Source organism: Nitrospirota bacterium (assembly GCA_016219645.1).
Taxonomy (GTDB): domain Bacteria; phylum Nitrospirota; class Nitrospiria; order Nitrospirales; family Nitrospiraceae; genus Palsa-1315.
Genome location: JACRLR010000020.1, coordinates 18,567 through 44,603, shown reverse-complemented (window position 1 = coordinate 44,603; position 26,037 = coordinate 18,567). Strand labels below are relative to the sequence as shown.

The window sequence follows — 26,037 nt, the reverse complement described above, 5'->3', positions numbered from 1 at the left end:
CCCTGAAGGGTGAGCAGAACCCTAGGCTGAAGGCTAAAGGCTGAAGGTAATCATCGAATCAACCCATTCCTCAAACCTCGAACGTTCTTCTCGCTCCCCCACTCACCACTTACTACTCACTACTTGCCACTCGCGACCTTAACCTCAACCTCTCTTCAAAGCCCGAACCGCCGGAGGGCTGCATACCACAGTACATCTAACGGCGTCACGAACACATGGAGCAAGGCGAAGATTGTCACGAGTGCGCCGACTCCTGCTCCTTTCAGGAGGAGACGGCGTCTCACGGCCCGTGAAAGATCCCGCTCGTTCGGCATGAAGGGAATCACCGCCAGAGGGAGCAACTGTGTCAGTTGTACAATCTGTTCCGGTGACCTGATCGAACGGTCGAGCGTTTCCGCTGCGGCTCCCGCGCCGATTCCACCGGCGAGGGCTAAAATACATCCTAAAAGGACAATGGCAGGCCGGTTGGGCTTATCCGGCTTCCCGGGCAAGCTTGGCGGATCGATAAGAGAGAACCGCTCGCCCTTTCGCTGGACCTCTAATCCTTCCGAGACCTTGGCCTCCAACAGCCGTGAGCGGATGTCCTGGTACTTCTGCCCTGAGGTGTCGCGATCGCGGGTCAGGGCCAGATAGTCAGGCTCCAACTCCGGGGTCCGTTCGAGGCGTGTTGTGTAGTCCAGGAGCCGCTCCTTCACAGATTTGCGGCTGGTCTTCAGGGAGTCCAGGGAAGAATTCACAGAATTGAGCTGAGCCTGGATATTGATGTAGGAGGGGTTTTCCGGCCTCAGCATGGGTTTTCTGAGGGTGGCAGGGCCGAGCCGCCGGACTTCCTGTTCCAATGCTTGAATAGTCCGGCGGGACTTCACGACGTCCGGGTGGTCGCTGCCTAACCGTTTTGAGGCAGTGGCAAGTTCGGCCTTGGCCTTGATAAGCTGCTTCGTAGCTTCCTCGACCTCGGGAGCCTGTCCTGTTTCCTTCTCCAGGGCCTTGATCTCCTGCCTCATCTTCACAATGTCCGGATGATCGGGGGCCAGATTGGCAGAGGCTCCGGCATATTCTGCGCGCAGGGAGCGTAAACGTTCTGCTGAGTCCAGGATCCGTTCTCCTGTCACGGACATGATCGGAGTATTCGGTTTGATCGTGGCCAGTTCACCCTCAAGATAGGTTCTCCGTTCTTCGAGGGATCGGATCTGCTGATCGATGTCCATCAGTTCTCGATCGGTCTGATTCAAGAGTGACAAATTGAGAGACATCAGTTCCGGCAAGGCACCGTTTGCCTTCTGTTTAAAAGCTGCAATCTTGTCGTCCACCTCGTTGATGTGAGCGGAAAGGCTTTCCGCCTCCTGTTGGAGAAACGTCGTCGCCTCCTGCGCCTGCCTCTCCCGGCTCTTTAGATTCTGCCCCAGGAACAGGCTGGTCAGCTCGTTCGCCACCTTCTGCGCCAGGATAGGCTGTTCGCTCTGGTATGAGACCGTAAAGGCGATGGTGGCCTTCATCTGGGTATTCGTGCGTTTGTTCACCACGTCGGCGCTGATCACGGAAACTTCGATATCGTTGGCGAACCGTTTCAAGACGACTTCAGCCGGATCGCTTCGGCGCAGGTCGGGATAGAGATCGTATTGTTCCACAACCTTCCACAGGGTCGTGCGGCTCATGACCTGTTGTTTGATCGTTTCGATTCGCTGGTCGGCGTAACTGGTAATCGTCGACCGCACCAGATCGGTCGGAACCTCTTGTTCCTCGATCAGAATGGTCGCCATGGATTTATAGGTCGCAGGCCAGAGGAACGCGACAGCAAGGCTGAGGATCAACAGACTCCCCCCCGCCAGGAGAATCAGCGTACGGCGACGACGGAATATCGCCAGATAGTCCTGCAGCCCGTAGCTGGACTCAGAATCTCGTGATGTTTGTTGGGTAGCCATCGACAGAAGCTTAACCTATTTCACCATCATTGAGTACTAGAATGTACGTACTGCATCGCGACTTACCAGTAGTTGTAGGAGAGCGTGAACATCGTGCTATTGGATGTGGCTGTGCCTGTGCTTATGCCTGCGACCCCGTCTACCTCACGATACCGATAGCTATAGGACAGCTCTACCTTCCACCACTCGGCAAATTTCCAGGTGATCGCAGGCGTGGCAGACAAGAAATGTTGCTCAGGGAATTGGGCTGATGCCTGCGACGAGATGGCTGAGGTTTTATTAGCGAAACCGTTGAAAGAGGCAGTCAGAGCTTCGGTCAGATTATGGGAAACTGTCATGCCTGCACGGTCTACTTGAACCAGCAAACCCACTCCGCTCGGTACGATACTCCGCCCCACTTCAAGTTGGACAGAAGTTTGCTCAAACTTTTTTGTGATATTGGCGCCGAAAAGCCAGACTGTATTGTGAGCTGTTACGTTACCACTGGCAGTGTTGGCCGTCGAACTGACAAAACTGGGTCCGCCATATACCGTTCCAGTCAGAGTTTCTGTGAAGGCATGGGTCAAGGCCAGGTTGACACCTGGAATGCTGGAGCGGACCGGCGTTGGAGAGTTTATTGTGTGAAAATTCATGTATGTGCCCGATAGCTGGAGTTGGTCCTTCTCGGTCACTTGATAGAGCAGCCCGCCTGATCCACCATAGAGTTGATAGTCCCGCAGGCCAGTATTCGAGGCGTCCTCATAGCTGGTATCATTGAACCGAAAACCTGCTTGCGACGACAGTTTTTCAGTGATTTTCCTGGTCCAGGTCGGATTGGCAGTCCATTGGTTCCTCTGGGTGAAGCGCACAACTAAGCCTGTGTCCAGCAGTTCTCCCAACAGGGTATTGTCACGGATATATCCGCCGGTAAAGGCCAGCAGATCCTTCTCGGTCTGATAGCGAACAGATAATGGCAGGAAATAATTGGTAAAATTGAACGGGTCCCCTCCATAGTATGACGCAAAGGAGACTTTGGCCTGACTACTTACACGTAGGTTTTCTGTTTTTCCCGTAAGCTCTGCTGCTGGTGACACCCAGAACCCATAGGTCGCATCGTGCGGCTGCGTGGTCATAAGTAAGTTATCGTTGTACATGCCGGTCACTCCAATCGACGGCAGGACCGTCCACTCAGCAGCCCAAACGAGGGAGAGCGGCATTCCTCCGAGTAGCAGGGCTAGACAAAGAGCCCTGCTCAGAAGGTTGAGGTTGAGGTTAAGGTTAAGTGAAGAAAATACCAAGTCTTGTGTCCTTAACCTAAATCTTCCCCACTCAACCTTAACCTGAACCTCAACCTCTCTTGAGCCCGCTCACCTCAACCTTCTTAATTCTCCGTGCTCAACCTTAACCTTAACCTTCTTCCTTCCCTCCCCACTCAACCTTAACCTTAACCTCAACCTTTCTCTAGGGGACCATCACCACATCGCCGCGCTGCAATAGAATGTTCTTATCCAGATCCTGCCCCTTTCGGACGTCACCATATCTGAAGGGAAAGACCTGCTGCTGGCCTTTCACGCGCCGGATCACCTTAATGTCATTCTCTGCGGCAAAGGGTGTTAAGCCTCCGGCTAAACTCAAGGCCTGGAGCACGTCTGTATAGTGGCCGATCAAGTACTCTCCCGGTTTGTTGACTCGGCCGACGATATAGACCTTGTAGCTCAGCACCTTCAAGACTGCCACCGAGACATTGGGATTGGGGATGTATTTATTCAGCCTCTTGACGATGTCGACACGAATCTCCTCAACCGTGCGATCTTCCGCCTGTATGTCGCCAACCAGGGGGAAGGACACCATCCCGTCCGGTCGTACGACGACTTCCTTGGTAAGCTGCTCGTCCTTCCACACGGAAATCGACATGACATCTTCCGCTCCAAGTCGATAGCCGGCATCAACCGCCGGCGTCGTCGCAGTTGCTCCTATCACATTGGAACTACATGCCACCCCGCCACCTGCCATCAAGGCAAAAAACAAGGCCAGGCAGGGAAGGTTGAGGTTAAGGTTAAGGTTGAGCGAAGATTTGAATTTCCTCATATCAGTTGCATCCCCTCTTCATGCCTTCCCGACTTAACCTTAACCTCAGCCTCAACCTTTCTTCCTGCCTCCAACCTCAAACCTCAGGCCTCCAACGCTCCCTACTCACCCCGTACCCCCACTTGCTACTCGCTACTCACCACTCGCCACTTACCAGTTTTACCCCTCACCTCCCCACTCACCCCCACTCACTACTCCCTACTCACCACTTACTATCCTTTGAGCTGCGCCAAAATTTTCGCCGCTTCCTGACGCCCTTCAAAGGTTTCCGGACTTTTCAGAGCCTTGGAAAGATAGACTTTGGCCTCAGCGGTCTTTCCTGACTGATAGAAGGCCATGCCAAGATGATAGTTCAACGTGGGGGCTTCTGGCAATTTGGCCACGGCCCCCTTCATGAGACGAAGGGCCTCTTCCTGTTGCCCCATCTTGAACTGGACCCATCCCAACGTATCCAGAAAGAGCGGATGTGGCGCCTCCTTCTCGAAGTCGCGGCTCAAGGCAAAGGCTTTTTGTAAACTCTGGGGATCTCCTTTGTAATCGACGAGCAGGACCGCAAGATTGTTCGCCACCAGCACGTTACGGGGATTCAGTCGCAGGGCTCCCTCATAGGCTGTGATGGCTTGATCAATTTGGCCTTGCGTGGAATACACCGATGCCAGAAGCATCTGCAATTCCTCGCTCTCGGGGTTGGCCTTCAGGCCTGCCTGAATGACTTGCAAGGCCTGCTCCGGCCGTTTCTGCCCGATCCACAATTCTCCCCAATCGAGCCAAGGCGTGAGCCATTTGGGGTTCACCCTGGTAGCCTCTCGAAACTGGATATCGGCTTCCTGCGGATGACCGGTAAGAGCCAGCACCTCACCCAGGAGCCCATGGCCGAATGGATGGTCCGGCTTCGTAGCGAGCAATGCATCGAGGCGAGTCCTCGCGCGATCCGCATGGCCTTGGGCAACATCAAGCTTCACCAGAGTGACCAGGGGTTCAGGATCGTTCGGAGCGAGGGTCACGGCACGGTCATAAGCAATGACAGCCTTGTCGAGTTGCCCCTGCGCCTGCCGCAACCGTCCCTCAGCCATGATGGCGACGACACTATTCTTCGATGCGGTACGGAGACGCTCCAGTGTCTGCTCTGCTTCCACCCAATTTTTTGTGATGAGATCCACCCGCATCAACATCTCGAGCGCTGCCACATCATCCGGCCGCTGCTTCAACAAATCGTCGAGTCTGGCACGGGCCTTCTGGTACTGACCGCTCTGGCTCTCCAATGCGACCAGTGCCCGCCTCGCATCGATTTGTCCGGGATAGAGCGCCACGGCTCGCTCGAAACTTTCTTTCGCCAGACTGCTCTCCCCGGTCAGGACATAGGCCTGGCCGAGCAGAAAATGTACCGTCGCCAGCTCCGGCTGGTCATGCAACACGGTTCGAAAGGCCTGGACCGCCTCTTTCCCGTTCCTTCTCGCGAGGGCTATCCGGCCTGAGAGCACCAGCCCGTCGGACGAACGGGGATTTTCCTTTAAGACTTCTGCTACTTGCCGTTCTGCCTCAGCCTGTTTGCCTGCAAGAAGATCCAGCTCCGCTAATTTCACCTTGGCTTCGAGGCCCGGTGGCTTCTCCTTGTGCTCCTTGACCATTGAAGCATAGAGCTCACGTGCCTTGGCATCCTGTCCACTCTTAAGATACAGAGCTGCAAGGGCGAATTGGATCTTTGTCGAATGGGACAATTTATTTGCTGCTTCCAGGAGCGCCTGTTCAGCGGCACGATGATCTTTCCTCCCACTGAAAAAATCTGCCAACAGGAGACGGCGTTCCTCGCTATTCGGATCGAGGGCGATGGCTTCGCGCAATACTGCCTCTGCCTTGTCATGGGCCCCCTGCTCATTGAAGAACCGGGCCAGCCTGAGCCGGTGATCAAATAGGGTCGGTTCCGCTTCAATCATACGGCGCGCGACTCTCTCCGCACCTGCCATATCTTTGGCCTGGATCAGGATCTGATTCAGATTGTTCAGGAGATCCATGTCTTTCGGATGGGCCTCCAGCGCCTGCTGCAGCGTCGCCTCCGCGTCGCGATAGTGCTGCTCCTGGCTGTAGAGCGTGGCCAGTAAGATGGCTACATCAGGCTCGGTTGGAAATTGCGACCTCAAAGCCTCGGCTTTGGTTCTGGCATCAGAGAGGTTTCCCTCCACAGCCAGCACCGCAATTTTGAGGGCCTGCGCTTGGGGCTGCTGAGGATCTTTTGCCAGCACCTTGTCCGCCGCTGAGACGACATGTTCGGTCAGTCTGGCTTCAAGGTAATACTTCGCCAACATGATCTGAGCGCCGGTGTGATCAGGATTGATCGAGACGACCTCCTGATACAGAGCGACGGCGTTCCGCCAGTTTTTTTCCTTTTCTTCTACTTGAGCAAACAGAAAATGGGCATTCGCATCCTTCGGATCAATCTTGAGGACATTACGTAGGGAGACCCGGGCTTTTGGATAGTTGCCTGCTTCAATGAACTCTTTCGCCCGCGCGAGGTACGTAGCCTTCCGCTCCTCCGGCCCTCCACAGGCAAAAAGCGAAAACACCACCACCATTATAATGATGTTCTGAAATTTCATGCGGTTACAGTAACAGCCGAGCGAGGATCATGCCAGCGAAATGTAGTAAGTAGGAAGTGGTGAGTAGTAAGTGGTGAGTGGTCAGTAGTAAGTAGGGAGTGGCGAACTTGGAAGGGGTAAGTTGTGAGTGGTCAGTAGTGAGTAGGAAGTGGGTGAGTTAGGGGGCAAAACTCAGAACCTTTCCCATCCGTCTTAGATCCTTTCGACTTGCCACTGACCACTTCCCATTAGCCACTCCCTATTCCCTACTTCCTACTTTCCACTCACCACTTACTACTTCCTACTCGCTACTCCCCACTCACGACTAACCACTTCCCATCTGGCCACTTACTACTCACCAGCCTTAGAGCCATCCTCGGACTGCCAGCCCCAGCAGGACCCAGAGGGAAACCAGTCCTAGTTGCCTCATGCGATTTGAGAACTCCTGCATCAGCAGTTCGAATGAGAGGAACAAGACGATCAGCTTGGCGGCAAAGAGACCGAGTGATGAGATGTCTGTACTCACTTCCGGAAGGAACGGGAAGATGACGGCCAGACAGACCATCAGATAGTCCAGCGGCGTCGTCTGAAACCGGTTCTGACGATCGAATCTCATGCAGAGCAAAACCATAATAGCCAGTATGCCGAACAAGACATGGTAGGTCATGGGGATTGGAGCCACCGCTTGCATCCAGGAGGCATCACTTGCATACAAGAGAAACGTGCTGCCTATATAGAGCCCGCCACGCACGAAGTAGGGAGCCAGCTTTGGCAGAACTGTCAGGCCGAATAGCACAGCGGCGAACAGGGCGATGGAGATGTATCTGACATCATCCGGGATGGAGGCAGGAAGAAAGACCGAGGCAATCAGAAAGAGGGGGACTACCACGGCCAGGAATCTGATCGGCAGGTCGGACAGCCAGGGGCCATTACGAATGTTCGAAAGCCACTTGTTCGAACGGAGCCTCACAGCTTGCGGGATAGGATTCGCAATCAGCCCCTGCCCTGCTGCGATAAAGAGGGCGAGGACCGTGCAGGCGAGAATGAGATAGAGGGGTACAATCAGCGTATCAGACCGCCATTGAAGCAGGAAAGCCAGCCCCACCATCCCTGCTTGAATCGTATAAATCACTGTGACTGCTTCATAGTGGGACAAGCCGGCGGTCATCAGTTTGTGGTGGAAATGTTTGCGATCTCCGGTAAAGGGAGAATGGCCTTCGGCCAGCCTTTGTCCTGCCACGCCAAGCGTATCCAGGAATGGCAGCCCTAATAGGAAAAGAGACAAGGCCGGGCTATAGGGCCCTCTGGTCGAATCGGTCAGGAGGATGGCCAGTATCCCCATGATGAGGCCAAGTAACTGACTGCCACTGTCTCCCATGAAAATCCTGGCCGGATAGGTGTTATAGCGCAAGAATCCCAACAGGCCACCCAGGAACGGGACCGTCAGCAACAGGAGAGCTTGATTGTCGGAGAGGTACGCCAGGTAGCCAATCCCGCAAAGGGTCAAGAAGGAAAGCCCGCCTGCCAGGCCGTCGAGGCCATCGGAGAGGTTCACCGCATTCGAAGCTGCCACAAGGAAGAACACAGTGACGGGAATTCCGATCCACACAGGTAGATCAGCAGTCGGTAGGAATGGAATGCTTTCGAACCTGATTCCTCCAACGACCACGACCGCAAGGGCGGCCAAAACCTGCCCGAGTAACTTGATCCGGTAGTTGAGGTTGACACGATCGTCCCACAGGCCGAATCCGAGGATTATTGCCCCGCCAACAAGGATCGCGATCGTGCTCCCGTCTTTGGGAGCCCACCAGAGAATGCTGGCCAAGGCTCCAACCCCGAACGCAATGCCTCCGACCTTCGGGATAGGAGACTGGTGGACTTTGCGTTCCCCCGGTTGGTCCATCATGACGTGGAATCGACCAGCCAGCAGGCGCAACGGCTGCACCAACGCCATACAAATGAGCAGCGCCGTCATGAAACTGTAGAAGATCTCGTTAGCCATGGTCTTGGACTCAAAGGAAGGTTGAGGTTGAGGTTAAGGTTGAGGGGCGGACAAAGAACATAGAAACACTACCCTCTTTGCCCCGAATCTTTTGACTCCATCTCCGCCTCAATCCCGCCCTTACCCAGTTGCTTTCCGCTCAACCTTCTGGAACGCCTCCACCCTCCAACATTCTTCGTCCCCACTTGCCACTGCTCACTTACTACTCACTACTTCCTACTCACCACTAATCTGGGACATACCTGAGCAACTCCGGCTCAATCGTTGCCACAAACTTGCGGAGCCGTTCGTCCACAACATCCTCGGTTTCCCCCGGGCCGACGATTGAGGCGATTCGCACAAGTGCCCCATCGGTCCGCCCTCGCGTCAGGCCATCCCAGAACAAAAATAATTTGACGAGATATTCATTGCTGATGATCCGCTCACGCTGTTTGAACCAGTACAGCACGATTTGTTTCTGGCCGCCTTTTTGAATCAAGGCCCGATTGACGTGCAGCGATCGAGCCATGCCTGAGTCAGCCGATAAATCCACCGTATCTAATGAGGAGATTTCCCAGCCACCGCCTGGAAGACAACTTTGCGGAGAGTGGGCCGATTGTCCCTTTCTTTGTGATCGATAGTAGGCTGCGTACAAATTGACTGGATGCCCATCTTCTGAACGATAGTCGGCCAACAGATAATCGTCGAAACGCAGTGCATCGATGTACTTTGTTTCTAATGTGCTCGATGTACCGGCCCATCCTTCGAACTGCATGGGGAAATCGACAAAGATGGCTCGCTCCGGTGGAACCTCTTCGCGCTCGACCATGAATGTCGAAGCGAAGGCGACAGGAACGAGAAGAGCGACGCCGAGGAGGTAGGCGGGGGGGGGGAAGGTTGAGGTTAAGGTTGAGGTTGAGCGAGGGAACGAAGAAGGTTGAGGCTGAGGTTGAGTGGGATGAGGAAGGTTGGGGTCGGGATCGGACCAGGTGAATTTGCTGAGAAAGGAGGATCGGTCCTGACTCGGGCCGATTTTGGCTAAGAGCCACATCTCTAGAATCAGGAGACCTAGGCTTGCCATGAAGAGGACCCAGCCTTCGAAGAGATGGGAGAAACCCTCGGATGCCTCCTGTCCGTACCATTCGACTAGCACGCCGATCATCCCGATGCGAAAACCGTTCACGAGAACGGAGATCGGAATCGACGAAAGAACGAGCAGCACTCGTTTCCACATCCGATCCTTGAAGAGATAGGCGCAGAGCAGAGCAAGGGAGGTGAGCGGAAACAAATATCTGATGCCGCTGCAGGCCTCGACCACTTGAAGTTGAACTGGCCCCAGATCGATCACATTGCCTTCACGGAAGGCAGTCACCCCGACAAGCTGTAAGCTGCCTACTCCGAGAGCCGAGGACCACAATTGTAATTTACTGGACAGACTTGCATACAAAAAAGCCGGCAATGGGATGCTGGTCAATAAATAGGCGACCGGGAAGCCAATCGCCTTTGCCCCGGGTACTCCGATTAGTGCAACGACCAGCCCGACAATGACCATCCAGAGCGACAGATGCTGCAGGACGAACAAAGTGGCGAACTCACCAATCACATAAAGTAAGAGTCCGGCTAAAACAACAACGATGCCCCACCATGAGTTCCCACTACCGGCTGCAGCGATGCGATGGCGGGCCTGCCAGATTAAGAGCAGGCTGATCGGTGGGACAAATAACCCATAGCCATAATCTTCGCTGGTGATCCAGTGGCCGAACAATCTGGGGAGGCTGTCGGCATAGATGTATCCCAGAAGGGCGATAGCGATGCCGGTGGTGAGCAAACCCCACAGCATCCGGCTGGGCCCGTCGGATAGCGTCAATCGCGTGGTTGTATCCATGGTCGTGGCATAGATCATGCCCTACTAAGTAGGCTTGATCAACCCTACAGACGAAGTTTGCAGCCCTACCTGGGAGGAAGGTTGAGGCGGATAGAGAGAGGTTAAGGTTGAGGTTAAGGTTGAGCGGGAAAGAATAATGTTGGAGGTGGGAGGTCTGAAGAGAGGTTGAGGTTGAGCGGGGAAGGGGGGCAGACGTGAGGGGTTAGGGGTGAGGGGCAAGGGGTAAGTGGGGGGAGAGGGAAGAAGGTTGGGGGTTAGAGGTTGGAGGCAGTCCTAGGAGAGGTTGATCGGGAGAGGAAGAAGGACTACCGGTAGGCAAACACGTCCATCTGAATCGACTTGATTGGCTTCGCTTCCCCATGCACCATGCGCCGAACTCGCTCGGTTGTCTCGCGGCTGAATACTGGCTCTCCACAGTGAATGCAGACCATCGCGGGAATCTGCTCAACCTGCACGGGTTTACCCTCGATATCGAAGACCTCGCTGACCAGTTGTTGACGGCTCTCCGTTTTCCCGCACACATGACAGCGAAACATAGCTACCTCCGTCTGGCGTAATCATACCACTCTGCTGGGTCCGGCTCATAGACCGTAATGATCTTCAGCAGGTCAGAATCGTGGATAGCAGTCGGCGAATGTCGTCTAGCGTTTTCATCAGGTAGGATGGCGCGACTATAGCTGAAGCTTTTGTTCAGCACAACTTAAAGCAAGAGAGTATGGGGGCTTGATGGCCCGGCGTCTGCTGGAGGTGTCGGAGGGAAAGACAGGGGGACAGAACTTCTAAGAGAGCCTGAAAAAAGTTCGAGGTTGGAAGCCTTCCCGCCTCCAACCTCGTACCTCAAACCTCAAGCAACTTGCTGGTCTCGCCTGTCCCGCTAGTCGCGCGCGGCTATCTCCCCTCCCCGCTCAACCTTAACCTCAACCTTATGCTTGCGCCCGCTGCCAGTTCCTCGCTCCAAGCCCAATCAACGCTACGAGGCCAGCTCCGAATAAGATGACGGCTGGCGGCAGTGGCACGGCTGTTATGCTTGACACAGCCCCTACAACAGAGACCGTATCACCCGTGGCATTCTGAAAGAGAACACGCCATTGCTTCGTTGTGATCGGCTTCGATATATCACTTAAGCTCGGTGGATTGAGCGGGCTGGTTGGGGGAAAAAGGTTCGGTACCGATGGAGATGCTACCAACTGATCCAAATTAAGGTCAAAGCGATACGCTTGGTATCCGTTGGGGAGCAGAGCACCAGTGACGTCGCTCGCAGCCAACCATCGATCTCTGACATTTGGCCCAATGACTTGATCATTAAAAATTTGCACGAGATTCGATGCACTGGGGACGCCTGTCAACACATAGGGGCTAGGGGATGGAGCAATGGCAGGGATGGAAATGGAGAGTGACGGAGCCGAAATAAGACCCGTGATGCTGTCGTAATTGAATGAGCCAGAGGCTGATCCACCCCCCCCGCTAATTCCTTGGGACGACAATAGAACGTTTGTCACCAGCGCAGTGCCGGTGAAGCTGAAGTTTATAGTTGCAGCGCTTGCGGGAGTGACCGCGATGCTTGCTCCAAGCAGCACACTTGCCGTGACAGCAAGTGTGAGGAAACTCTTACGGATACGTTGCATAATACACCTCCCCAATTCCCAAAGATTTACTAGCTAAAGTGCAATTTTTCCAAAATAGATTTTCAAATCAGAGAAGCCCGTTTATAATCTTGCGCCGCAGTGTACAACCCACATAAGTAGTGTGTCTACCCCCTCTTTAGGGGGGGCTCCGAGGAGAGGTTGAGGTCTGAAGAGAGGCTGAGGTTAAGGCTAAGGTTGAGCAGGGAGGTTTTGGGTTAGGAATTAAGAATGATGAATTTGGAATTATGAATTACAGGGAGGAAAGAATGATGATATTGCAGGACTTCTAATAGAGCCCAGAAAAAGTTCGAGGTTGGAAGCCATTCCTGCCTCCAACCTCGTACCTCAAACCTTCAGCTTCTCTCCGTTCGCCTCTAACCTCCAGCCTCACACCTCCAGCATTCTTCCCCACTCAACCTTAGCCTCAACCTTAACCTTCTGCTTGCGCCCGCTGCCAGTTCCTGGCTCCGAGACCGATCAACGCCACAAGTCCCGCCCCGAAGAGAATCATGGCCGGTGGCAAGGGCACTGCTGTCAAAGGGCCCTTGACTTCTTTGGGGCCGCCATCCCCGAACACAAGGCGAAACTGAGCAGAAGCTATCATACCGAGACTCGGTGGAAACAATGTGTTTGTGAAGGCGCTTGGGGAGTGGATAATCGTAATTTCAAAGTAATCGGATAGCGACCCAGCGACAGGGGCATGCAACTTATACACATCCATAGTCCCGACTTGCTCAATATTTATAAAGCTGCCTGTGGAATCTAGCGTTGCGCTGTACCCACCAACACCATTGAACTGAATAGATCCACCCGTGATTGCGGCGGTGTACTGTCCAATACCGTCAAGGCCATTGCTGTCAGAAGTCGTATCGTCGTACCTAATTAGACCCGACATCGCTTGGCCCACACTGAAGTTTGGCAGCCCTGAACTGAATGAAGCCACCGAGCCCGCAAAGTTAAAATCCACCAGCGAAGCGTTGGCTGGATTGACTGCGATGCTTGTGCAGAGCAATAGGCTTACCGTGAAAGCCAGCTTCAGAAAGCCGGAGTGGATGTTATACATGCTGCTTTCCCATCCTATGGCAAGTACATTTGTCTGAAGACAATCCTCAAGACACCGAATTCCGTTCATGATCGTGGACACACCCTATCACTGTACTGATGTAGGTCGTCTATCGGTCTTAAGGGGCGTCTATAGTTCGAAGGAGGGGGTTCCCGGAGAGGTTGAGGTTAAGGTTAAGGTTGAGCAGGGAGTGGAATGAAGAAGGTTGAGGTTGAGGGAAAGGGGGGCAGACGTGAGGGGTTAGGGGTGAGGGGTAAGGGGGGGGGTAAGTTCTGGGCTCTGAGTTGGAACGTTGAATTAGGAATTAGGAATGAAGAATTAGATGTTGGAGGCGGAAAGAAAGGTTAAGGTTGAGCAGGGATGGGAATGTTGGAGGCAGTCTTAGGAGAGGCTGAGGTTAAGGTTGAGGTTGAGTGTGGAAGAGTGTTGGACGTGTGAGGTCTGAAGAGAGGCTAAGGCTAAGGGGAAAGATGGTGGGAGATAGAGATTAGAGACAAAAAAATCTGGTCTGTCTCGTTCGACTCAACAAACAAGACAGACCAGACAGACCGAATAGACCAGATAGACCAAACAGACCGCTATTCTCTCCGTTCGCCTCTAAACACCTCCAGCATTCTTCCCCGCTCAACCTTAGCCTCAACCTTAACCTTCCGTTCTAGCCCGCTGCCAGTTCCTGGCTCCTAGACCGATCAACGCCACCAGCCCTGCGCCGAAGAGAATCACCGCCGGCGGCAAGGGCACTGCCGTCAAAGAGGTAAGATCGCCGCGAAGTGTGTTCGGCGTTCCTCCACCAGCGAACACAACACGAAAGTTCGGTGATAAAAAGGGGTTCACGCTCGGTGGAGAAAGCAGTGTCGTTGTCGGCAATGAATTATTCGTAAATGGGGCAAAGGGGCTTAAAAGTTCTAACTCAAAGGTGAGAGGGCCGAGTCCGTTCACTTGTGGTCCTAAGATGGGCGTAGTCAAGGATAACCCATCTAATCCAGGAGAGAAAAAAGGAGGAGGCGTTGCGAGAAAGTCGTTGAAGACGACAATGGAATTGGGAGTGCTTAGGCCCGGTGGATTGTTATAGGTACCAGTGTAGATAACACCGGACGAATTACTAAGATTAAAAGTCAGTTGTGAAAGCGTATTGTTGTAAACTCCGATTGTCGAGTTGCCCGAATTTGGGGTGGCATCGCTAAACGTAAAGGACCCTGACAGCAAGAATGGATTACCGATAGGCGTAAGGCCGCTACTGCCAAAGGGCGATGTGCCATTAATGGGATTGCCGTCGTCGAGAAGATTGCTGCCGATGTTGGAAACACTGGTTTGAGCTGTTTGAGACACTATTCCAACAGTGGTATCCACTAATCCCGTAAATTGGAACGTCGTTGACGCAGCCATGACCGGAGTGACCGCGAGGCCTGCGCCAAGCAGGATGCTTGCCGTCAAAGCCAGCTTCAGAAAACCGGAATGGATATGTTGCATGGTGCTCGCTCCTTGTTAATGACCCAATCACGGTTTGACTGACGGCACTTCTGCCGAAAGCTCAATGTTCCTTGCGGGTTGAGGACACACCTTACACTGGGGGGATCGAGCCCTTCTATTCCTCTAAAGTAGGGAAAAGAGCGGTTTTAGGAAAAATTTAGGTTGAGCGCGAGTCAGCCACTATCTGCGCGCAGCGCCAGGGGTCTGGCCCCCTTATTCGCGCTTCGCGTGGGACCTGACCCCTTCCCTGCAAGGGGTCAGACACCACCCGCAGCGGTATTGGAAGGGTGTCTGACCCCGCGACAAATGGTGCCTGACCGCTTGGGTTCTACTCAACCTTAGCCTCAACCTTAACCTTTCTTCTCACTCCAAGACCGATCAGGGCTACGAGCCCGGCGCCGAAGAGAATTACGGCTGGTGGCAAAGGCACTGCCGTCAGCGTCTCCAACGTCACGACGACGGTATGGCGGTCGGGGGATGCACTATGTGCGAACACCAGACGGAATTCCTTCACAGCAAATCCGGAGATGGTCGGGGGAGTAGTGGGTAACGACACATTATCGAACTGATTAGAGCCAGGATGCGCTAATTCAAGTGCAAAGGATTCGGGATTATGCCCGGTCACTGGATCACCTGAAAATGCTCCTTTCACCTGATACGATTCATAATTAAAGTTATCCGGGTTCTTCACGACAATCTTATTGTCACCAGAGCCCAGCGACGCCACATAGGTTCCATTATAGGTCTCTATTTCAACATGCAGGTTCGTGGATGGGTAATTGTTGAGGGGGTCATTGAGAGCACCGTTATATTGTCCGATGGAGCCTGATCCGGTATTGGGGGTATCCGGATTAAATGTATAGGAGCCGGTCACTGGCTTGTCGAGCCTGAAGGGCCCACCGAAGTGTTCACCCATTTCGTAACCGACCTCGGTCACCTTTCCGGTGAATGTGAACGTGATCGGAACGGATGACGCCATGGCCGGCGCCGTGGCGATGCCGGCACAGAGCAGAAGGGCAGCGGTGAATCCGAGGCTACGGGAGTAGCGCGACAGAGGGTTTGTTTGGTTCATTTTGTTTGTTTGTTTGGTTTGTTTGGTTCATTTGGTTGAACAAGCCCGATCAGATGAACGAAACAAACTAAATAAACTAACAAACCACATAAACCAGACAGACGAGACAGACCTTCTCGCGCACACTTATGACCAATCCCCCATAAGATAATCAAGCCCCCCGAAGGGGGGGGGATCACTGAGTCTTATCGGAACGTTGAGGCGAAGGCTGAAGGGCTCAAAATTGGTGAGTCGTAAAAATTCGTGAGTAGTAAGTGGCAAGTGGGGAAGAGAGGTTGAGGTTAAGGAGAAGGCTGAAGGTAGGAGGCCTGAAGAGGTTATCTAAGTTTCGGTCGTTACACGGTGGTGTCGACCACCGTCATGAGGCAAGTGGAACCCGGCTTGTTCGAGATTCCTCAAGGTTCCCCTCCCATCGAACGGCGCCCTTGAGGCGACGAATGACAGTCTGCGCCTGAATCTGCACGAGTAGCTTTAGCCCCGCCTCCACCGTCTCCCGCTTGGTCCGCAAGCCCGACGCCTTCATCGCTTGGCGCATGAGCCTGTCGTTGATGACAATGTTGGTCCGCATGATGAATGCCCTTTCAGTCAGGTGTATACTGTCGCCTAATATACACACTCATAACAGGATCAGCAAATGGTGCCTGATCCCTCTCTCTTTACCACTTGCCACTGACCACTGACTACTCACCAGTCTTCAGCCCTCCCTCTCCCTCATTCATAATTCCTCATTCCACATTCCGAATTCAGGACTCCCCTCCCCGCTCAACCTTAACCTCAACCGACAGGCTCCTAGATCTGGTCCAGTTCACGATAGTCTCGATCACGGTGCAGAATCCGCGCAAGCTTCACCACTTTGGCCTTCTCGTCGATCGCATAGACAATGCGATATTCGCCCTGTGTAACACGAAAGCCGGTAAGACCCCGGTAGGTGAAATGAGAAAGCTGTTCAGAGTCTGAGGGGCGAGGAGTACGGCGAAGGCTTATGATCTTGAGAAAGACTTGGCGAAGGCGTTTCGCATCTGTATGTCCGAGATCTTCCAGTGTGTCGAAGACCGCCTCTGAGAATTCGAGTGAATAACTCACAGGCCGAGACGGGGGATTACTTCATCGAGAGGGAGGAATCGATCGTCCTTCAGACTCTTGGTAAGAAGCGCTGACTCGTACCGATCTTCGAGATCAGCAAGGCGCTGGAAATCTTCGTACCCGAGGATCACGGCAGTCGGGCGCCTCCCCTTTTTGACGATGATCCGCTGCCCTTGATAGCCGGCTTGAGCCAACACGGCTGAGAAGCTGGCTTTCGCTTTGGTTGCCGTGACCGTATTCAAAGAGTGAGCTGTTTGGTATTTCTTCATGATGGACATTGTAGCCAATCTGACCAAACAGGTCAAATAGGACATTCTAGACCCCAAACTTGAACCCTGACCCTTTAAACTTGCCACCTGTCGCGCCTTTCTCGCTCGTCCCGCCAGTCTCGCGTGCAATTGCCCGCCTCCCCCCTCTAACAGTCTTCCCCACTCACCCCTCGCGACCTCGACATCGTAAAGCTTCACTTTACAGCGAAGATAAATGTATAAGGTACCTGCTTCGCAGGCCGACAAGATAGTCCGGATACTGGCGCGGCTGAATGAAGCCATGACTGTACAGGACATGGCCCTGCCGGGATATAAACTGCATCCCCTGAAAGGGAACCTCGCTGGGTGTTGGTCGGTCACTGTGTCGGGAAACTGGCGGATCATTTTCAGGTTTGAAATGGGTATGGCATATGACGTGGATTTGATTGATTATCACTAGCAGGAGATACCTGATGCGTATGAAAAATCCCCCTCATCCTGGGCGTTCGGTGTTGCATGACTGCCTGGAGCCTCTCGGCCTGTCGGTAGCCGCAGGAGCGAAAGCCTTGGGCGTAACCCGCCAGGCTCTTAATAACCTCGTGAGGGGCAGTGCTGCCATTTCAGCAGAAATGGCGATCCGGCTGGATAAAGCCTTTGGCGGTGGAGCCGAGACCTGGTTGCGATTACAGGCCGCGTATGATCTGGCACAGATGGAGAAAAAGGCTGGAACCATCAAGGTCAAACGCGTGACGGAAACCCTGGTTTCAGCTTGAAGACAGGTCGGAGGCCTGTATTTTCCCGAGCGCCTCCACCCTCACCCCTCCAACAGTCTTCCCCACTCGCTACTCACCACTGGCCACTCGCCACTTCCTACTACCCCCTTACCCCCATATCCCTCTATCCTCGCTACCCCCGACTTGCGCCTCCAACCTCCAACGTTCCCCTTCCCCACTCAGCCTCAACCTGATTTTCCCGTCGTGTCCTTGCACCATCATGCGAATCATGATAAGTGACATCCAAAGGCTCTGGTCATGAGAGACGCAATCGATCGAGACTCCGCCAATGTCCAGCAGAAACTCCAAGAGGTTCTCGCTGGCCACCCTGCTGTGACCTTGGCGATCCTTTTTGGCTCACTGGCCGAAGGTGCCGCCCGATTCGAGAGTGACCTCGATCTTGCTGTAGCCGGGACAACGCCGCTTGACAGGCAGGCTCGGATTCACCTGGTCGAAGATCTGGCATTGATGTTTGGCCGGCCAGTTGACCTGATCGATCTCAACTGCCTCCATGGCCCACTCCTGCATCGGATCCTGACGCAGGGAAAACTGATCCTCTGCAAAGATCGCACGCAGTATGCCGAACTCATCCTGCGCATGCTTGCTGAGGAAGCCGATGTCATGCCGTACTATCGAAGAATCCTTACCGCCAGAAGGAACGCATGGATCGGGACATAGTCGAGAGCAAACTCGAGTCGCTGCGGCGATGCATCGACCGGATCGCAGCCAAAACACCGTCCTCGGTTGAACCACTCAGCCAAGAACCAGATTTGCAGGATATCATCGCGCTGAATCTCCAGCGCGCCATTCAATTGTGCGTCGACCTGGCTGCCCATGTCATCGCTGACACGGAAGTCAGAGCGCCTTCGACCATGGCGGAGAACTTCGAGATATTGAAAGACCTCAAGGTGATCAGTGCCGAGCTAGCCGCACGTCTAACCAAAGCGGTGGGGTTCCGTAATATCGCCGTCCATAGCTACCAGGACATCGATTGGAAGATTGTATTCCACATCTGCAGAGACAACCTTGGCGATTTCCGTACCTTTGCAAAGGCCGTGGCCGCCCGGTTCACATCTGAACCCTGACCCTTGCAACCTGCACCTTTGCCCTTGCTCCATTCCCCAACTCGAAACGTGAAACTAGAAACTTCGCGCATCAACCGTCCTCCACCATCTAATTCCACATTCCTAACTCAGAACCCAGAACTCAAAACTCAGAACACCCACGCCCATCCCCGCTCAACCTTAGCCTTAACCTCAACCTCAACATCTCTTCAGACCGCCTCCGACCTCAAGCCTCACACCTCCAACCGGACTCCCCCGCGTCGCGCCTTTCTCGCTCGTCCCGCCAGTCTCGCGCGCATGCCCGCCTCCAACCTTACACCTCTAACCTCCAACAGTCCCACCCCACTCGCTACTCACAACTTACCACTCACTAATTTATGACCACTCACCACTTGCTAGTTGCAGCCTCAACCTCTCTTAATCTTTTCCCCGTGACATTGGCTTGTAATGCTCCACGGACCAACGTAATATGCTGCCGATACTGTGTATTGATCGGCAGCGGCGGGTAATTCAAGGACAATGCTCCCGCGACCAGTAGATGTGGCTATTCTTGCTACAGTCAACTCTCGAGAAGGTATTCCGGTGCGGCTCACTCACGAACGGTGGAGCCACATCGTCGAATCGCACGACTATATGGCCGGCTATCTCGATCTGGTCGTAGACACCCTGGCCGATCCGGATTGTATCGCGTCAGGAATAAGGGACGAACTCATAACATTAAAGTTGTACCCGGACACAGCGCTCGGTCGGAAACATGTTGTGGTCGTGTATCGGGAAAGCCACGCGGATGGATTCATTGTGACCGCGTTCATGACATCCAAAGCCGAGAAGGTGACAAAGAGAGGGCTCCAATGGCAGAGGTCATCGACATCCTGAGTTTGGTACCACCGGCTCTGAATCTCAGGTCCAGGCATCTCTGGCTTGATTACGATGAGGAAGCCGATGTCCTCTATATCAGCCTAAGAAAACCTCAACACGCGACTGACAGCGAAATGGAAGGCCGCTGCATCTACCACTATGATGGCCAAGAACTGGTCGGAGTTACCGTCCTCCAGGCCAGAGCCTCGGCAAAAGAGCAATGACCCTAGCACCTCAACCTTTCCTTCTTCGCTCAACCTCAACCTTCTTATCCTTCCGACCCGCCTCCACCCTCCTACCTTCAGCCTTCAGCCTAGTCCCCTTCAGCCTTCTCCTCAACCTATCTTCACCACTTGCCACTGACCACTCACCACTTACTACTCACCAATTTTGAGCCCTGCAGCCTATTCCCCATTCAGTCTCAACCTTAACCTGAACCTTGCCACTTGCGCTTCATCCCCCACCATCTAATTCCTCATTCCACATTTCTTATTCAGCATTCCAACTCAGAACCCCTAACTCAGAACTCATAACTCAAAACTCAGAACTACTAACTCAGCCCCACTCACCACTTACAGGAGAGTTCAGCGATCAGTCACCCAGCGAGCGGCACAAACTGAAGTTCCACCCGTTGGTCCAGCGCCGCAGCGATGCGATTCAACATGGCGAGAGAGTGCCCTTCGTAGTCCGCATTTTCCAACCGGCAGATTGCCGAGGCGGTCGTCCCCACTAGTTTTGCCAGTTGTCGCTGAGTCATACCCGCTTGCAGACGCAGAGCGGTCAACTTGCGGGCGACGCTGTCGTTCGCCCGAGCTTCCTCCAGTCCTCGGACGCGTCCTGGCCTCCCCTCATAATAGCGACGATAAAGAATCTGGACCGCATCGGCCGTCCTCCGCTTCTGACGTTTGGCCATAACTATCCCTCCCGATACGTGTGCCCCTCAGGGTCTTGCTCGAAGAGCCGTTTACGTTCCAGCGCCCGTTCAATATCTTTTGCCGGGACTTCCCGTTCTTTGACGATGCCGTGGGCAAGCACTGCGGCCACCTGGCCATAAAAGAAATACAGAATCCTGTAGTTCATTCCTTCCCACCCAACCCGCAATTCGTAGATCCCATTCCTGAGCAGATCGGCTTCAGGCCGCCTGAGTGCATGCCCAAGCTCGCGGAGCCGCTCGATCTTCACCACGCATTTGTCCTGCACCTTCGCCGGAAGCGCGTCCATCCATTCCAGAGCCGGCACGTTGCCCTTACGATCCTTGTAAAAGACAACGAGCGTCCTCCGCATGCAGCCTCTCCGTTTGTCCGCGCAGTATGTTCTCATATTTGCGAATAGCGGTCAAGGTATAACGGATCATTCAAGCGAACGCTCGCTCCCCCCTCCAACCTTTCCCGATCCCCCTTCAGCCTTCAGCCTATTCCCCCTTCAGTCTCAACCTGAACCTTAGCCTCAACCTTCTTCGTTCCCCCACTCAACCTCAACCTTAACCTTAACCTTTCTTCCAGCCCCCCACTCGCTACTCACAACTTACCACTCACTAATTTATGACCACTCACCACTGACTACTCACCACTTGCTAGTTGCAGCCTCAACCTCTCTTGGTACCGCCTCTAACCTCCAACAGTCCCACCCCACTCCCCACTTCCTACTTGCTACTAACCACTCACGAGCTGAACCCCAGCCATGTTAAATTGTCTTACTCACGTCATTCAGTTATACTTGTCGCATACCAGTACAACTCATAAATGGGATACCACATGTACACTGCTAAAACTTCCATCAAGGGACAGATCGTGATCCCGAAGCCACTGCGTGACCGACTGGGGATCAAACCGGGCACGACTATCGAACTGATCCCCGAGCAGGGACACCTTCAACTTCGAACGCTCCCAGATGATCCAATTGCTGCGATTCGAGGGTCTCTCAAGGGCGGTCCCTCCCTGGCAAAGCAACTCATGACCGAACATCGGGAGGACGTGAGGCGTGCGCGACGACGTGCGTGAAGTCGTGCTCGATGCCTGCGCGCTCCTCCGGTTGCTCCAGGATGAACCAGGCGCCGAAGACGTCGACCGCGTCCTGCGTGACGCACAGACAGGACATGCTCGCGCACTCATCCATATTGTCAACCTGGGTGAGGTTATCTACACCATCGGGAAAGCTCGTGGCTGGGAGTACGCGCTCCGCACACGAAGCGAAATCAGTCTTCTGCCTCTCACCGTGATCCCCTTCTCGGAAGACCTGTTCTGGCGCGCCGTGGAGTTAAAAGCCCGGTATCCCATGTCCTATGCTGATTGTTTCGCCGCAGCGCTCGCTATAGCCGCGCACGCCACGCTGCTCACCAGCGATCCCGAATTCAAGGTTCTTGGAGATCTCGTCAAGCTGAAGCATGTGTAACAGTGACCGGCAGACCTAATTCCTCATTCCAGCTCAGAACCCCCAAGCCCTCCCAACTCGAAACCTGAAACTCGAGACTCGAAACTTTACGCATCAACCTTCCTTCAGCCTATTCCCCCTTCAGTCTCAACCTGAACCTTGCAACTTGAAACTTGCTACCTGTCTCGCCTGTCGCGCCTTTCTCGCTCGTCCCGCCAGTCTCGCGAGCATGCCCGCCTCCAACCTCCAACCTTCTTTCCCCCACTGCCCACTCACCACTTCCTACTTACCACTTACAAGTGATCACTCCCCCCTTAACCTCAACCTATCTTCCCCACTTGCCACTCGCCACTTACTACTCACCAATTTTCAGCCTCCACCCCCACCCTCCCTCCTCCTCCAACATTCTTCCCCTCCCGCCACCGGAGCTTCTCTTATTGACGCCACACATAGCAGTTCTTACAATACAGCGTGATTCTGAGTTACGCCGATCGCCGTACCGCAGACTTTGCACAAGGGAAATGGGTCAAGGCATTTACAAGGTTTGAACATGCGGCCCGACTTAAATTAGATCGGCTTGAAGTAGCCATGAGCCTGCACGATCTTGCCGTTTTGCCAGGCAACCGCTTTGAAGCCCTGAAGGGTGATCGTAAGGGGCAGTACAGCATTCGGATTAACGACCAGTGGCGGATCTGCTTCCAGTGGCCCAAAGGGTCAACAGGTCCCGTCAATGTGGAAATTGTCGATTACCACTGAAGGGGCAAGATGATGACATCGAGACCCATTCATCCAGGCGAACACTTGGCTGAAGAACTGCGTGAGTTGGAGATGACTGCCGCGGCCTTTGCTCGTCATTTGCAGGTGCCTGCCAGCCGCATTACACAAATTCTGAACGGTCGTCGCGCAATCTCCGGGGATACTGCTTTGCGTCTCGCACACTTCTTCGGCACGAGTTCGCAATTCTGGATGAATCTCCAGGGATTATACGATGTGAAACTTGCGCAGTATAAAGCAGAGAAAATCATTCGGACGCTCCCTACCATGAAGATGGTGCGTCGCACGGCATAGGGAATTTCGTTGCAATCTGCAACTCGGCTCCTGTCTCGCCTATCACACGCGGCTATCTGCCTTCAGCCTATTCCCCCTTCAGTCTCAACCTGAACCTCGACCTGTTTTCTCGCCTCCAATCCCGATTCCTCATTCACAATTTCTAACTCAACACTCAGAACTCAAAACTCAGAACTTCTGCCCGGACTCCCCCCCACTTCCTACTAACCACTGACCACTCACTAATTTATGACCACTCACCATTAATTGCATCTTCTCTGCATGTATAGGAACCACCCGGTCAGCGTTCGCCCGAGAAGCGCTTCGAGCCGCCCTCGGAAAGGTTCAGGTGAAAGAAATGGAAAAGAAACACCGGGAGGGATATAGGCGAAAGCCCGTCGTGAAAGGGGAGTTCAGCGTCTGGGAAGAAGCGCAGGCGCTGGGATTCTAGCCCTCATCGTCCCCGCCCCTCTTGATCTTCATCGCCAGTATGTTTCCTCGCCCCCCCCCCATCTCATTCATCATTCCACATTCCTAATTCGTAACCCCATCTTCGATACGGGTACCTCTTCCGTTGACAGCCATTTAGGTACAGGTTATCGTATGGGCATGAATAGACTGAGAATAGGGGGCGATATCATGAAGACCGCTAGCCATTCATCCCCCATGTTGCTTGCGGGAGTGACGCAATGAGCGCAACAATACGTGCCCGTATAAAAGATGGAAAGATCGAACTCCTAGAGCAGATAGACTTGCCGGACGGTCAGGACATCATGGTCACAATTGTCACTTCCCCCTCAGATCAGGACTCAGAAACCTTTCGAAAGAGTGCGGGTCGGTGGCAGGGCACCGTGGATGCCGACACGCTCATTCGTAACATTTATACTAATCGCTTACTTTCCAATCGCCCCGCTCCTGCTCTATGACCCTCCGCTATCTCATCGACACAGATTGGGTCATTCATTACCTAAACGGCCATCCCTCAATCGTTGTGCGCCTCAACAGTCTGACTGAACAGGGATGCGCCTTGTCCGTTGTCTCACTCGCGGAGCTTTATGAAGGTGTATATTTTTCATCCAATCCGACGGGCAACGAGCAGGCCCTCGACGATTTTCTTCGCGGCGCGAGCGTTTTGGGAATCGATGCAGAGACCTGCAAGATTTTCGGTCAGCACCGTGGTCGTCTTCGGGCCAAGGGGAAAATGGTGGGTGATTTCGATCTGCTTATTGGCGCGACCGGTTTACGCCATGGTCTGACCGTCCTCACAAATAATCGCCGACACTTTGAACTCATCGAGGGACTCCCGATCGAGTCCCAGTAACTCTTATCACAATCGAAGCCATGCCTCGATGTTCACCTACCCAACCCGAAACTTTCCTCCTCAATCTTTAAGGTAGTTCGAATACTGGCGCGGCTAAATGAAGCCATGACTGTACAGGACATGGCCCTGCCGGGATATAGACTGCATCCCCTGAAAGGGAACCTCGCTGGGTGTTGGTCGGTCACTGTGTCGGGAAACTGGCGGATCATTTTCAGGTTTGAAATGGGCATGGCATATGACGTGGATTTGATTGATTATCACTAGCAGGAGATACCCGATGCGTATGAAAAATCCCCCTCATCCTGGGCGTTCGGTGTTGCATGACTGCCTGGAGCCTCTCGGCCTGTCGGTAGCCGCAGGAGCGAAAGCCTTGGGCGTAACCCGCCAGGCTCTTAATAACCTCGTCAGGGGCAGTGCTGCCATTTCAGCAGAAATGGCGATCCGGCTGGATAAAGCCTTTGGCGGTGGAGCCGAGACATGGTTGCGATTACAGGCCGCGTATGATCTGGCGCAGATGGAGAAAAAGGCTGGAACCATCAAGGTCAAACGCGTAACGGAAACCCTGGTTTCAGCTTGATGACAGGTCGGAGGCCGGTATTTTCCCGAGCGTCTCCCACCTCAAACCTCCAACCGGACTCCCTCGCGTCGCGCCTTTCTCGCTTGTCCCGCCCGTCTCGCGCGCATGCCGCCTCCAACTTTCTTTCCCCCACTCGCTACTCACCACTGCCCACTTACCACTCATCAATTTTGAGCCCTTCAGCCTGTGGAACTCCTAGCCGATCTACATCCCGCGCCTGATCTTCCGCTTGTGACCCGTGCGTGGCTATGCTAGCTTGAGAGGCATGCCGCCGAGCCTTGCATTCCCCCCTGTCACTGAAGCATTGCTGACAGTCGTGGTCCAGCGCATTCTTTCAGTAGGCTTCCCTCAAAAAATTGTGCTCTTTGGTTCCCGTGCGAAAGGCACGGCTCGGCCGGACAGCGACCTCGACCTTCTGATCGTCGAAGACTCCGATCTTCCGCGGTATGCGAGGTCAGCTCGATACCGTCGCGCCTTGTGTGGGCTTTTCCCTGCGAAAGACATCGTCGTCTGGACTCCTGAGGAAGTGCGGGAATGGAAGGCTGTGCCCAATGCGTTTATTTCGTCCGCGCTCGCTGAAGGTAAAGTTCTCTATGAAAGATAGAGCGACGCTGGTCCAAGGCTTGATCCGAAAAGGTGATAGTGATCTGGCCGATGCCCGGCGCACACTCGTGAGCGAAGGACCTTATGACACTGCGTGTTTCCATGCGCAGCAGGCTTGCGAAAAATACTTGAAAGCGTATCTAGCCTGGCATGAGCAGGCCATCCCGCGTACGCACGACCTTGAAGAACTCCAGCGTCTCTGTGTGGGAATGGAGTCCATGCCTGAATTATCCATGCTCGATCTCACAGAGCTGACGGCCTACGCCGTTGAGCTCCGATACGATGCAGAGTTCTGGCCACCTCAGCCGACGGCACGAGAGGCCGTTCTCATAGCGGAGAAGGTCCGCCAAGTGATTCGTGGAACACTCCCTCCATCTGCAAACCCCTGACGCTGTATATCCAGGCTTTTCGGGTGTGTGTTAACCACGTGGCTGT

The 26,037-nt window shown here is 53.9% G+C and carries 33 protein-coding genes; 17 read left to right on the top strand and 16 right to left on the bottom strand.

Annotated elements, in window-relative coordinates; all coding sequences use genetic code 11:
- Positions 1-155 precede the first annotated feature (155 nt).
- From HZB34_09435 to HZB34_09370, 14 genes are all read right to left on the bottom strand, one after another.
- Complete coding sequence (locus tag HZB34_09435; GenBank protein ID MBI5316181.1) at positions 156-1,922, bottom strand: lipopolysaccharide biosynthesis protein; 1,767 nt, start codon at positions 1,920-1,922, stop codon at positions 156-158.
- Between the two features lie 62 nt (positions 1,923-1,984).
- Positions 1,985-3,118 carry an outer membrane beta-barrel protein gene (locus HZB34_09430; protein MBI5316180.1) on the bottom strand — a complete coding sequence of 378 codons (1,134 nt, stop codon included), beginning with the start codon at positions 3,116-3,118 and terminating at the stop codon, positions 1,985-1,987.
- Positions 3,119-3,362: 244 nt separating this feature from the next.
- Complete coding sequence (locus HZB34_09425; GenBank protein MBI5316179.1) at positions 3,363-3,914, bottom strand: polysaccharide biosynthesis/export family protein; 552 nt, start codon at positions 3,912-3,914, stop codon at positions 3,363-3,365.
- 287 nt (positions 3,915-4,201) lie between these two features.
- Positions 4,202-6,583: a tetratricopeptide repeat protein gene (locus HZB34_09420; protein MBI5316178.1), complete on the bottom strand. Its 2,382-nt coding sequence runs from the start codon at positions 6,581-6,583 to the stop codon at positions 4,202-4,204.
- 343 nt (positions 6,584-6,926) lie between these two features.
- The gene (locus HZB34_09415) at positions 6,927-8,564 is read right to left on the bottom strand and encodes an undecaprenyl/decaprenyl-phosphate alpha-N-acetylglucosaminyl 1-phosphate transferase (protein ID MBI5316177.1); all 1,638 of its coding nucleotides are present in this window, start codon (positions 8,562-8,564) and stop codon (positions 6,927-6,929) included.
- 226 nt (positions 8,565-8,790) lie between these two features.
- Entirely contained in the window at positions 8,791-10,446 is a 1,656-nt protein-coding gene (gene xrtD, locus HZB34_09410) for a VPLPA-CTERM-specific exosortase XrtD (protein MBI5316176.1), read from the bottom strand.
- Between the two features lie 287 nt (positions 10,447-10,733).
- Positions 10,734-10,964 (bottom strand): YgiT-type zinc finger protein, encoded by a 231-nt coding sequence (locus HZB34_09405; protein ID MBI5316175.1) that lies wholly within the window; start codon positions 10,962-10,964, stop codon positions 10,734-10,736.
- Between the two features lie 387 nt (positions 10,965-11,351).
- Positions 11,352-12,053: a hypothetical protein gene (locus HZB34_09400; protein ID MBI5316174.1), complete on the bottom strand. Its 702-nt coding sequence runs from the start codon at positions 12,051-12,053 to the stop codon at positions 11,352-11,354.
- A 430-nt stretch (positions 12,054-12,483) separates the two neighbouring features.
- Positions 12,484-13,116: a hypothetical protein gene (locus tag HZB34_09395; GenBank protein MBI5316173.1), complete on the bottom strand. Its 633-nt coding sequence runs from the start codon at positions 13,114-13,116 to the stop codon at positions 12,484-12,486.
- 642 nt (positions 13,117-13,758) lie between these two features.
- Positions 13,759-14,586 carry a hypothetical protein gene (locus HZB34_09390; GenBank protein MBI5316172.1) on the bottom strand — a complete coding sequence of 276 codons (828 nt, stop codon included), beginning with the start codon at positions 14,584-14,586 and terminating at the stop codon, positions 13,759-13,761.
- A 328-nt stretch (positions 14,587-14,914) separates the two neighbouring features.
- Entirely contained in the window at positions 14,915-15,658 is a 744-nt protein-coding gene (locus HZB34_09385; protein MBI5316171.1) for a hypothetical protein, read from the bottom strand.
- Between the two features lie 358 nt (positions 15,659-16,016).
- The gene (locus HZB34_09380; protein ID MBI5316170.1) at positions 16,017-16,226 is read right to left on the bottom strand and encodes a type II toxin-antitoxin system VapB family antitoxin; all 210 of its coding nucleotides are present in this window, start codon (positions 16,224-16,226) and stop codon (positions 16,017-16,019) included.
- A gap of 221 nt (positions 16,227-16,447) precedes the next feature.
- On the bottom strand, positions 16,448-16,741 hold the full coding sequence (locus tag HZB34_09375) for a type II toxin-antitoxin system RelE/ParE family toxin (protein MBI5316169.1): 294 nt from the start codon (positions 16,739-16,741) through the stop codon (positions 16,448-16,450).
- Positions 16,738-17,010, bottom strand: a complete 273-nt coding sequence (locus HZB34_09370) for a type II toxin-antitoxin system Phd/YefM family antitoxin (protein MBI5316168.1) — start codon at positions 17,008-17,010, stop codon at positions 16,738-16,740. Before HZB34_09370 ends, HZB34_09375 begins: the two co-directional genes overlap by 4 nt.
- 214 nt (positions 17,011-17,224) lie before the next feature.
- Between HZB34_09370 and HZB34_09365 the strand changes: the two genes are divergently transcribed.
- The 6 genes from HZB34_09365 (at position 17,225) to HZB34_09340 (ending at position 19,908) form a co-directional block, all read left to right on the top strand.
- Positions 17,225-17,449 (top strand): type II toxin-antitoxin system RelE/ParE family toxin, encoded by a 225-nt coding sequence (locus HZB34_09365; protein ID MBI5316167.1) that lies wholly within the window; start codon positions 17,225-17,227, stop codon positions 17,447-17,449.
- 13 nt (positions 17,450-17,462) lie between these two features.
- Positions 17,463-17,762 carry a HigA family addiction module antidote protein gene (locus tag HZB34_09360; protein MBI5316166.1) on the top strand — a complete coding sequence of 100 codons (300 nt, stop codon included), beginning with the start codon at positions 17,463-17,465 and terminating at the stop codon, positions 17,760-17,762.
- Between the two features lie 258 nt (positions 17,763-18,020).
- Positions 18,021-18,440 carry a nucleotidyltransferase domain-containing protein gene (locus HZB34_09355; GenBank protein ID MBI5316165.1) on the top strand — a complete coding sequence of 140 codons (420 nt, stop codon included), beginning with the start codon at positions 18,021-18,023 and terminating at the stop codon, positions 18,438-18,440.
- Positions 18,425-18,847 carry a DUF86 domain-containing protein gene (locus tag HZB34_09350; protein MBI5316164.1) on the top strand — a complete coding sequence of 141 codons (423 nt, stop codon included), beginning with the start codon at positions 18,425-18,427 and terminating at the stop codon, positions 18,845-18,847. The genes HZB34_09355 and HZB34_09350 overlap by 16 nt, the downstream gene beginning before the upstream one ends.
- Before the next feature lie 519 nt (positions 18,848-19,366).
- Positions 19,367-19,702, top strand: a complete 336-nt coding sequence (locus HZB34_09345; protein ID MBI5316163.1) for a hypothetical protein — start codon at positions 19,367-19,369, stop codon at positions 19,700-19,702.
- Positions 19,678-19,908: a DUF2283 domain-containing protein gene (locus HZB34_09340; protein MBI5316162.1), complete on the top strand. Its 231-nt coding sequence runs from the start codon at positions 19,678-19,680 to the stop codon at positions 19,906-19,908. Before HZB34_09345 ends, HZB34_09340 begins: the two co-directional genes overlap by 25 nt.
- 371 nt (positions 19,909-20,279) lie before the next feature.
- Here the strand turns inward: HZB34_09340 and HZB34_09335 are convergent, their stop codons facing one another.
- Together HZB34_09335 and HZB34_09330 are read right to left on the bottom strand one after the other, a co-directional pair.
- Positions 20,280-20,597 carry a helix-turn-helix transcriptional regulator gene (locus tag HZB34_09335; protein ID MBI5316161.1) on the bottom strand — a complete coding sequence of 106 codons (318 nt, stop codon included), beginning with the start codon at positions 20,595-20,597 and terminating at the stop codon, positions 20,280-20,282.
- 2 nt (positions 20,598-20,599) lie between these two features.
- Positions 20,600-20,968, bottom strand: coding sequence for a type II toxin-antitoxin system RelE/ParE family toxin (locus HZB34_09330; protein ID MBI5316160.1), 369 nt, complete (start codon positions 20,966-20,968; stop codon positions 20,600-20,602).
- Between the two features lie 470 nt (positions 20,969-21,438).
- On the opposite strand from HZB34_09330, the gene HZB34_09325 reads away from it, so the two are divergent.
- The 11 genes from HZB34_09325 (at position 21,439) to HZB34_09275 (ending at position 25,991) form a co-directional block, all read left to right on the top strand.
- Entirely contained in the window at positions 21,439-21,684 is a 246-nt protein-coding gene (locus HZB34_09325) for an AbrB/MazE/SpoVT family DNA-binding domain-containing protein (protein MBI5316159.1), read from the top strand.
- The gene (locus HZB34_09320) at positions 21,665-22,075 is read left to right on the top strand and encodes a type II toxin-antitoxin system VapC family toxin (protein ID MBI5316158.1); all 411 of its coding nucleotides are present in this window, start codon (positions 21,665-21,667) and stop codon (positions 22,073-22,075) included. The genes HZB34_09325 and HZB34_09320 overlap by 20 nt, the downstream gene beginning before the upstream one ends.
- Positions 22,076-22,525: 450 nt before the next feature.
- Complete coding sequence (locus tag HZB34_09315; GenBank protein MBI5316157.1) at positions 22,526-22,810, top strand: type II toxin-antitoxin system RelE/ParE family toxin; 285 nt, start codon at positions 22,526-22,528, stop codon at positions 22,808-22,810.
- A 12-nt stretch (positions 22,811-22,822) separates the two neighbouring features.
- Complete coding sequence (locus HZB34_09310; GenBank protein MBI5316156.1) at positions 22,823-23,122, top strand: HigA family addiction module antidote protein; 300 nt, start codon at positions 22,823-22,825, stop codon at positions 23,120-23,122.
- Between the two features lie 241 nt (positions 23,123-23,363).
- Positions 23,364-23,552, top strand: a complete 189-nt coding sequence (locus tag HZB34_09305) for a hypothetical protein (protein MBI5316155.1) — start codon at positions 23,364-23,366, stop codon at positions 23,550-23,552.
- Between the two features lie 238 nt (positions 23,553-23,790).
- Positions 23,791-24,027: an antitoxin family protein gene (locus HZB34_09300; GenBank protein MBI5316154.1), complete on the top strand. Its 237-nt coding sequence runs from the start codon at positions 23,791-23,793 to the stop codon at positions 24,025-24,027.
- The gene (locus HZB34_09295; GenBank protein MBI5316153.1) at positions 24,024-24,422 is read left to right on the top strand and encodes a type II toxin-antitoxin system VapC family toxin; all 399 of its coding nucleotides are present in this window, start codon (positions 24,024-24,026) and stop codon (positions 24,420-24,422) included. Before HZB34_09300 ends, HZB34_09295 begins: the two co-directional genes overlap by 4 nt.
- Positions 24,423-24,485: 63 nt before the next feature.
- Positions 24,486-24,686, top strand: coding sequence for a type II toxin-antitoxin system RelE/ParE family toxin (locus tag HZB34_09290; protein ID MBI5316152.1), 201 nt, complete (start codon positions 24,486-24,488; stop codon positions 24,684-24,686).
- A 13-nt stretch (positions 24,687-24,699) separates the two neighbouring features.
- Positions 24,700-24,999: a HigA family addiction module antidote protein gene (locus tag HZB34_09285; GenBank protein ID MBI5316151.1), complete on the top strand. Its 300-nt coding sequence runs from the start codon at positions 24,700-24,702 to the stop codon at positions 24,997-24,999.
- Between the two features lie 265 nt (positions 25,000-25,264).
- Positions 25,265-25,603 carry a nucleotidyltransferase domain-containing protein gene (locus HZB34_09280; protein ID MBI5316150.1) on the top strand — a complete coding sequence of 113 codons (339 nt, stop codon included), beginning with the start codon at positions 25,265-25,267 and terminating at the stop codon, positions 25,601-25,603.
- Complete coding sequence (locus HZB34_09275; GenBank protein ID MBI5316149.1) at positions 25,593-25,991, top strand: HEPN domain-containing protein; 399 nt, start codon at positions 25,593-25,595, stop codon at positions 25,989-25,991. Before HZB34_09280 ends, HZB34_09275 begins: the two co-directional genes overlap by 11 nt.
- The last annotated feature ends 46 nt before the right edge of the window (positions 25,992-26,037 follow it).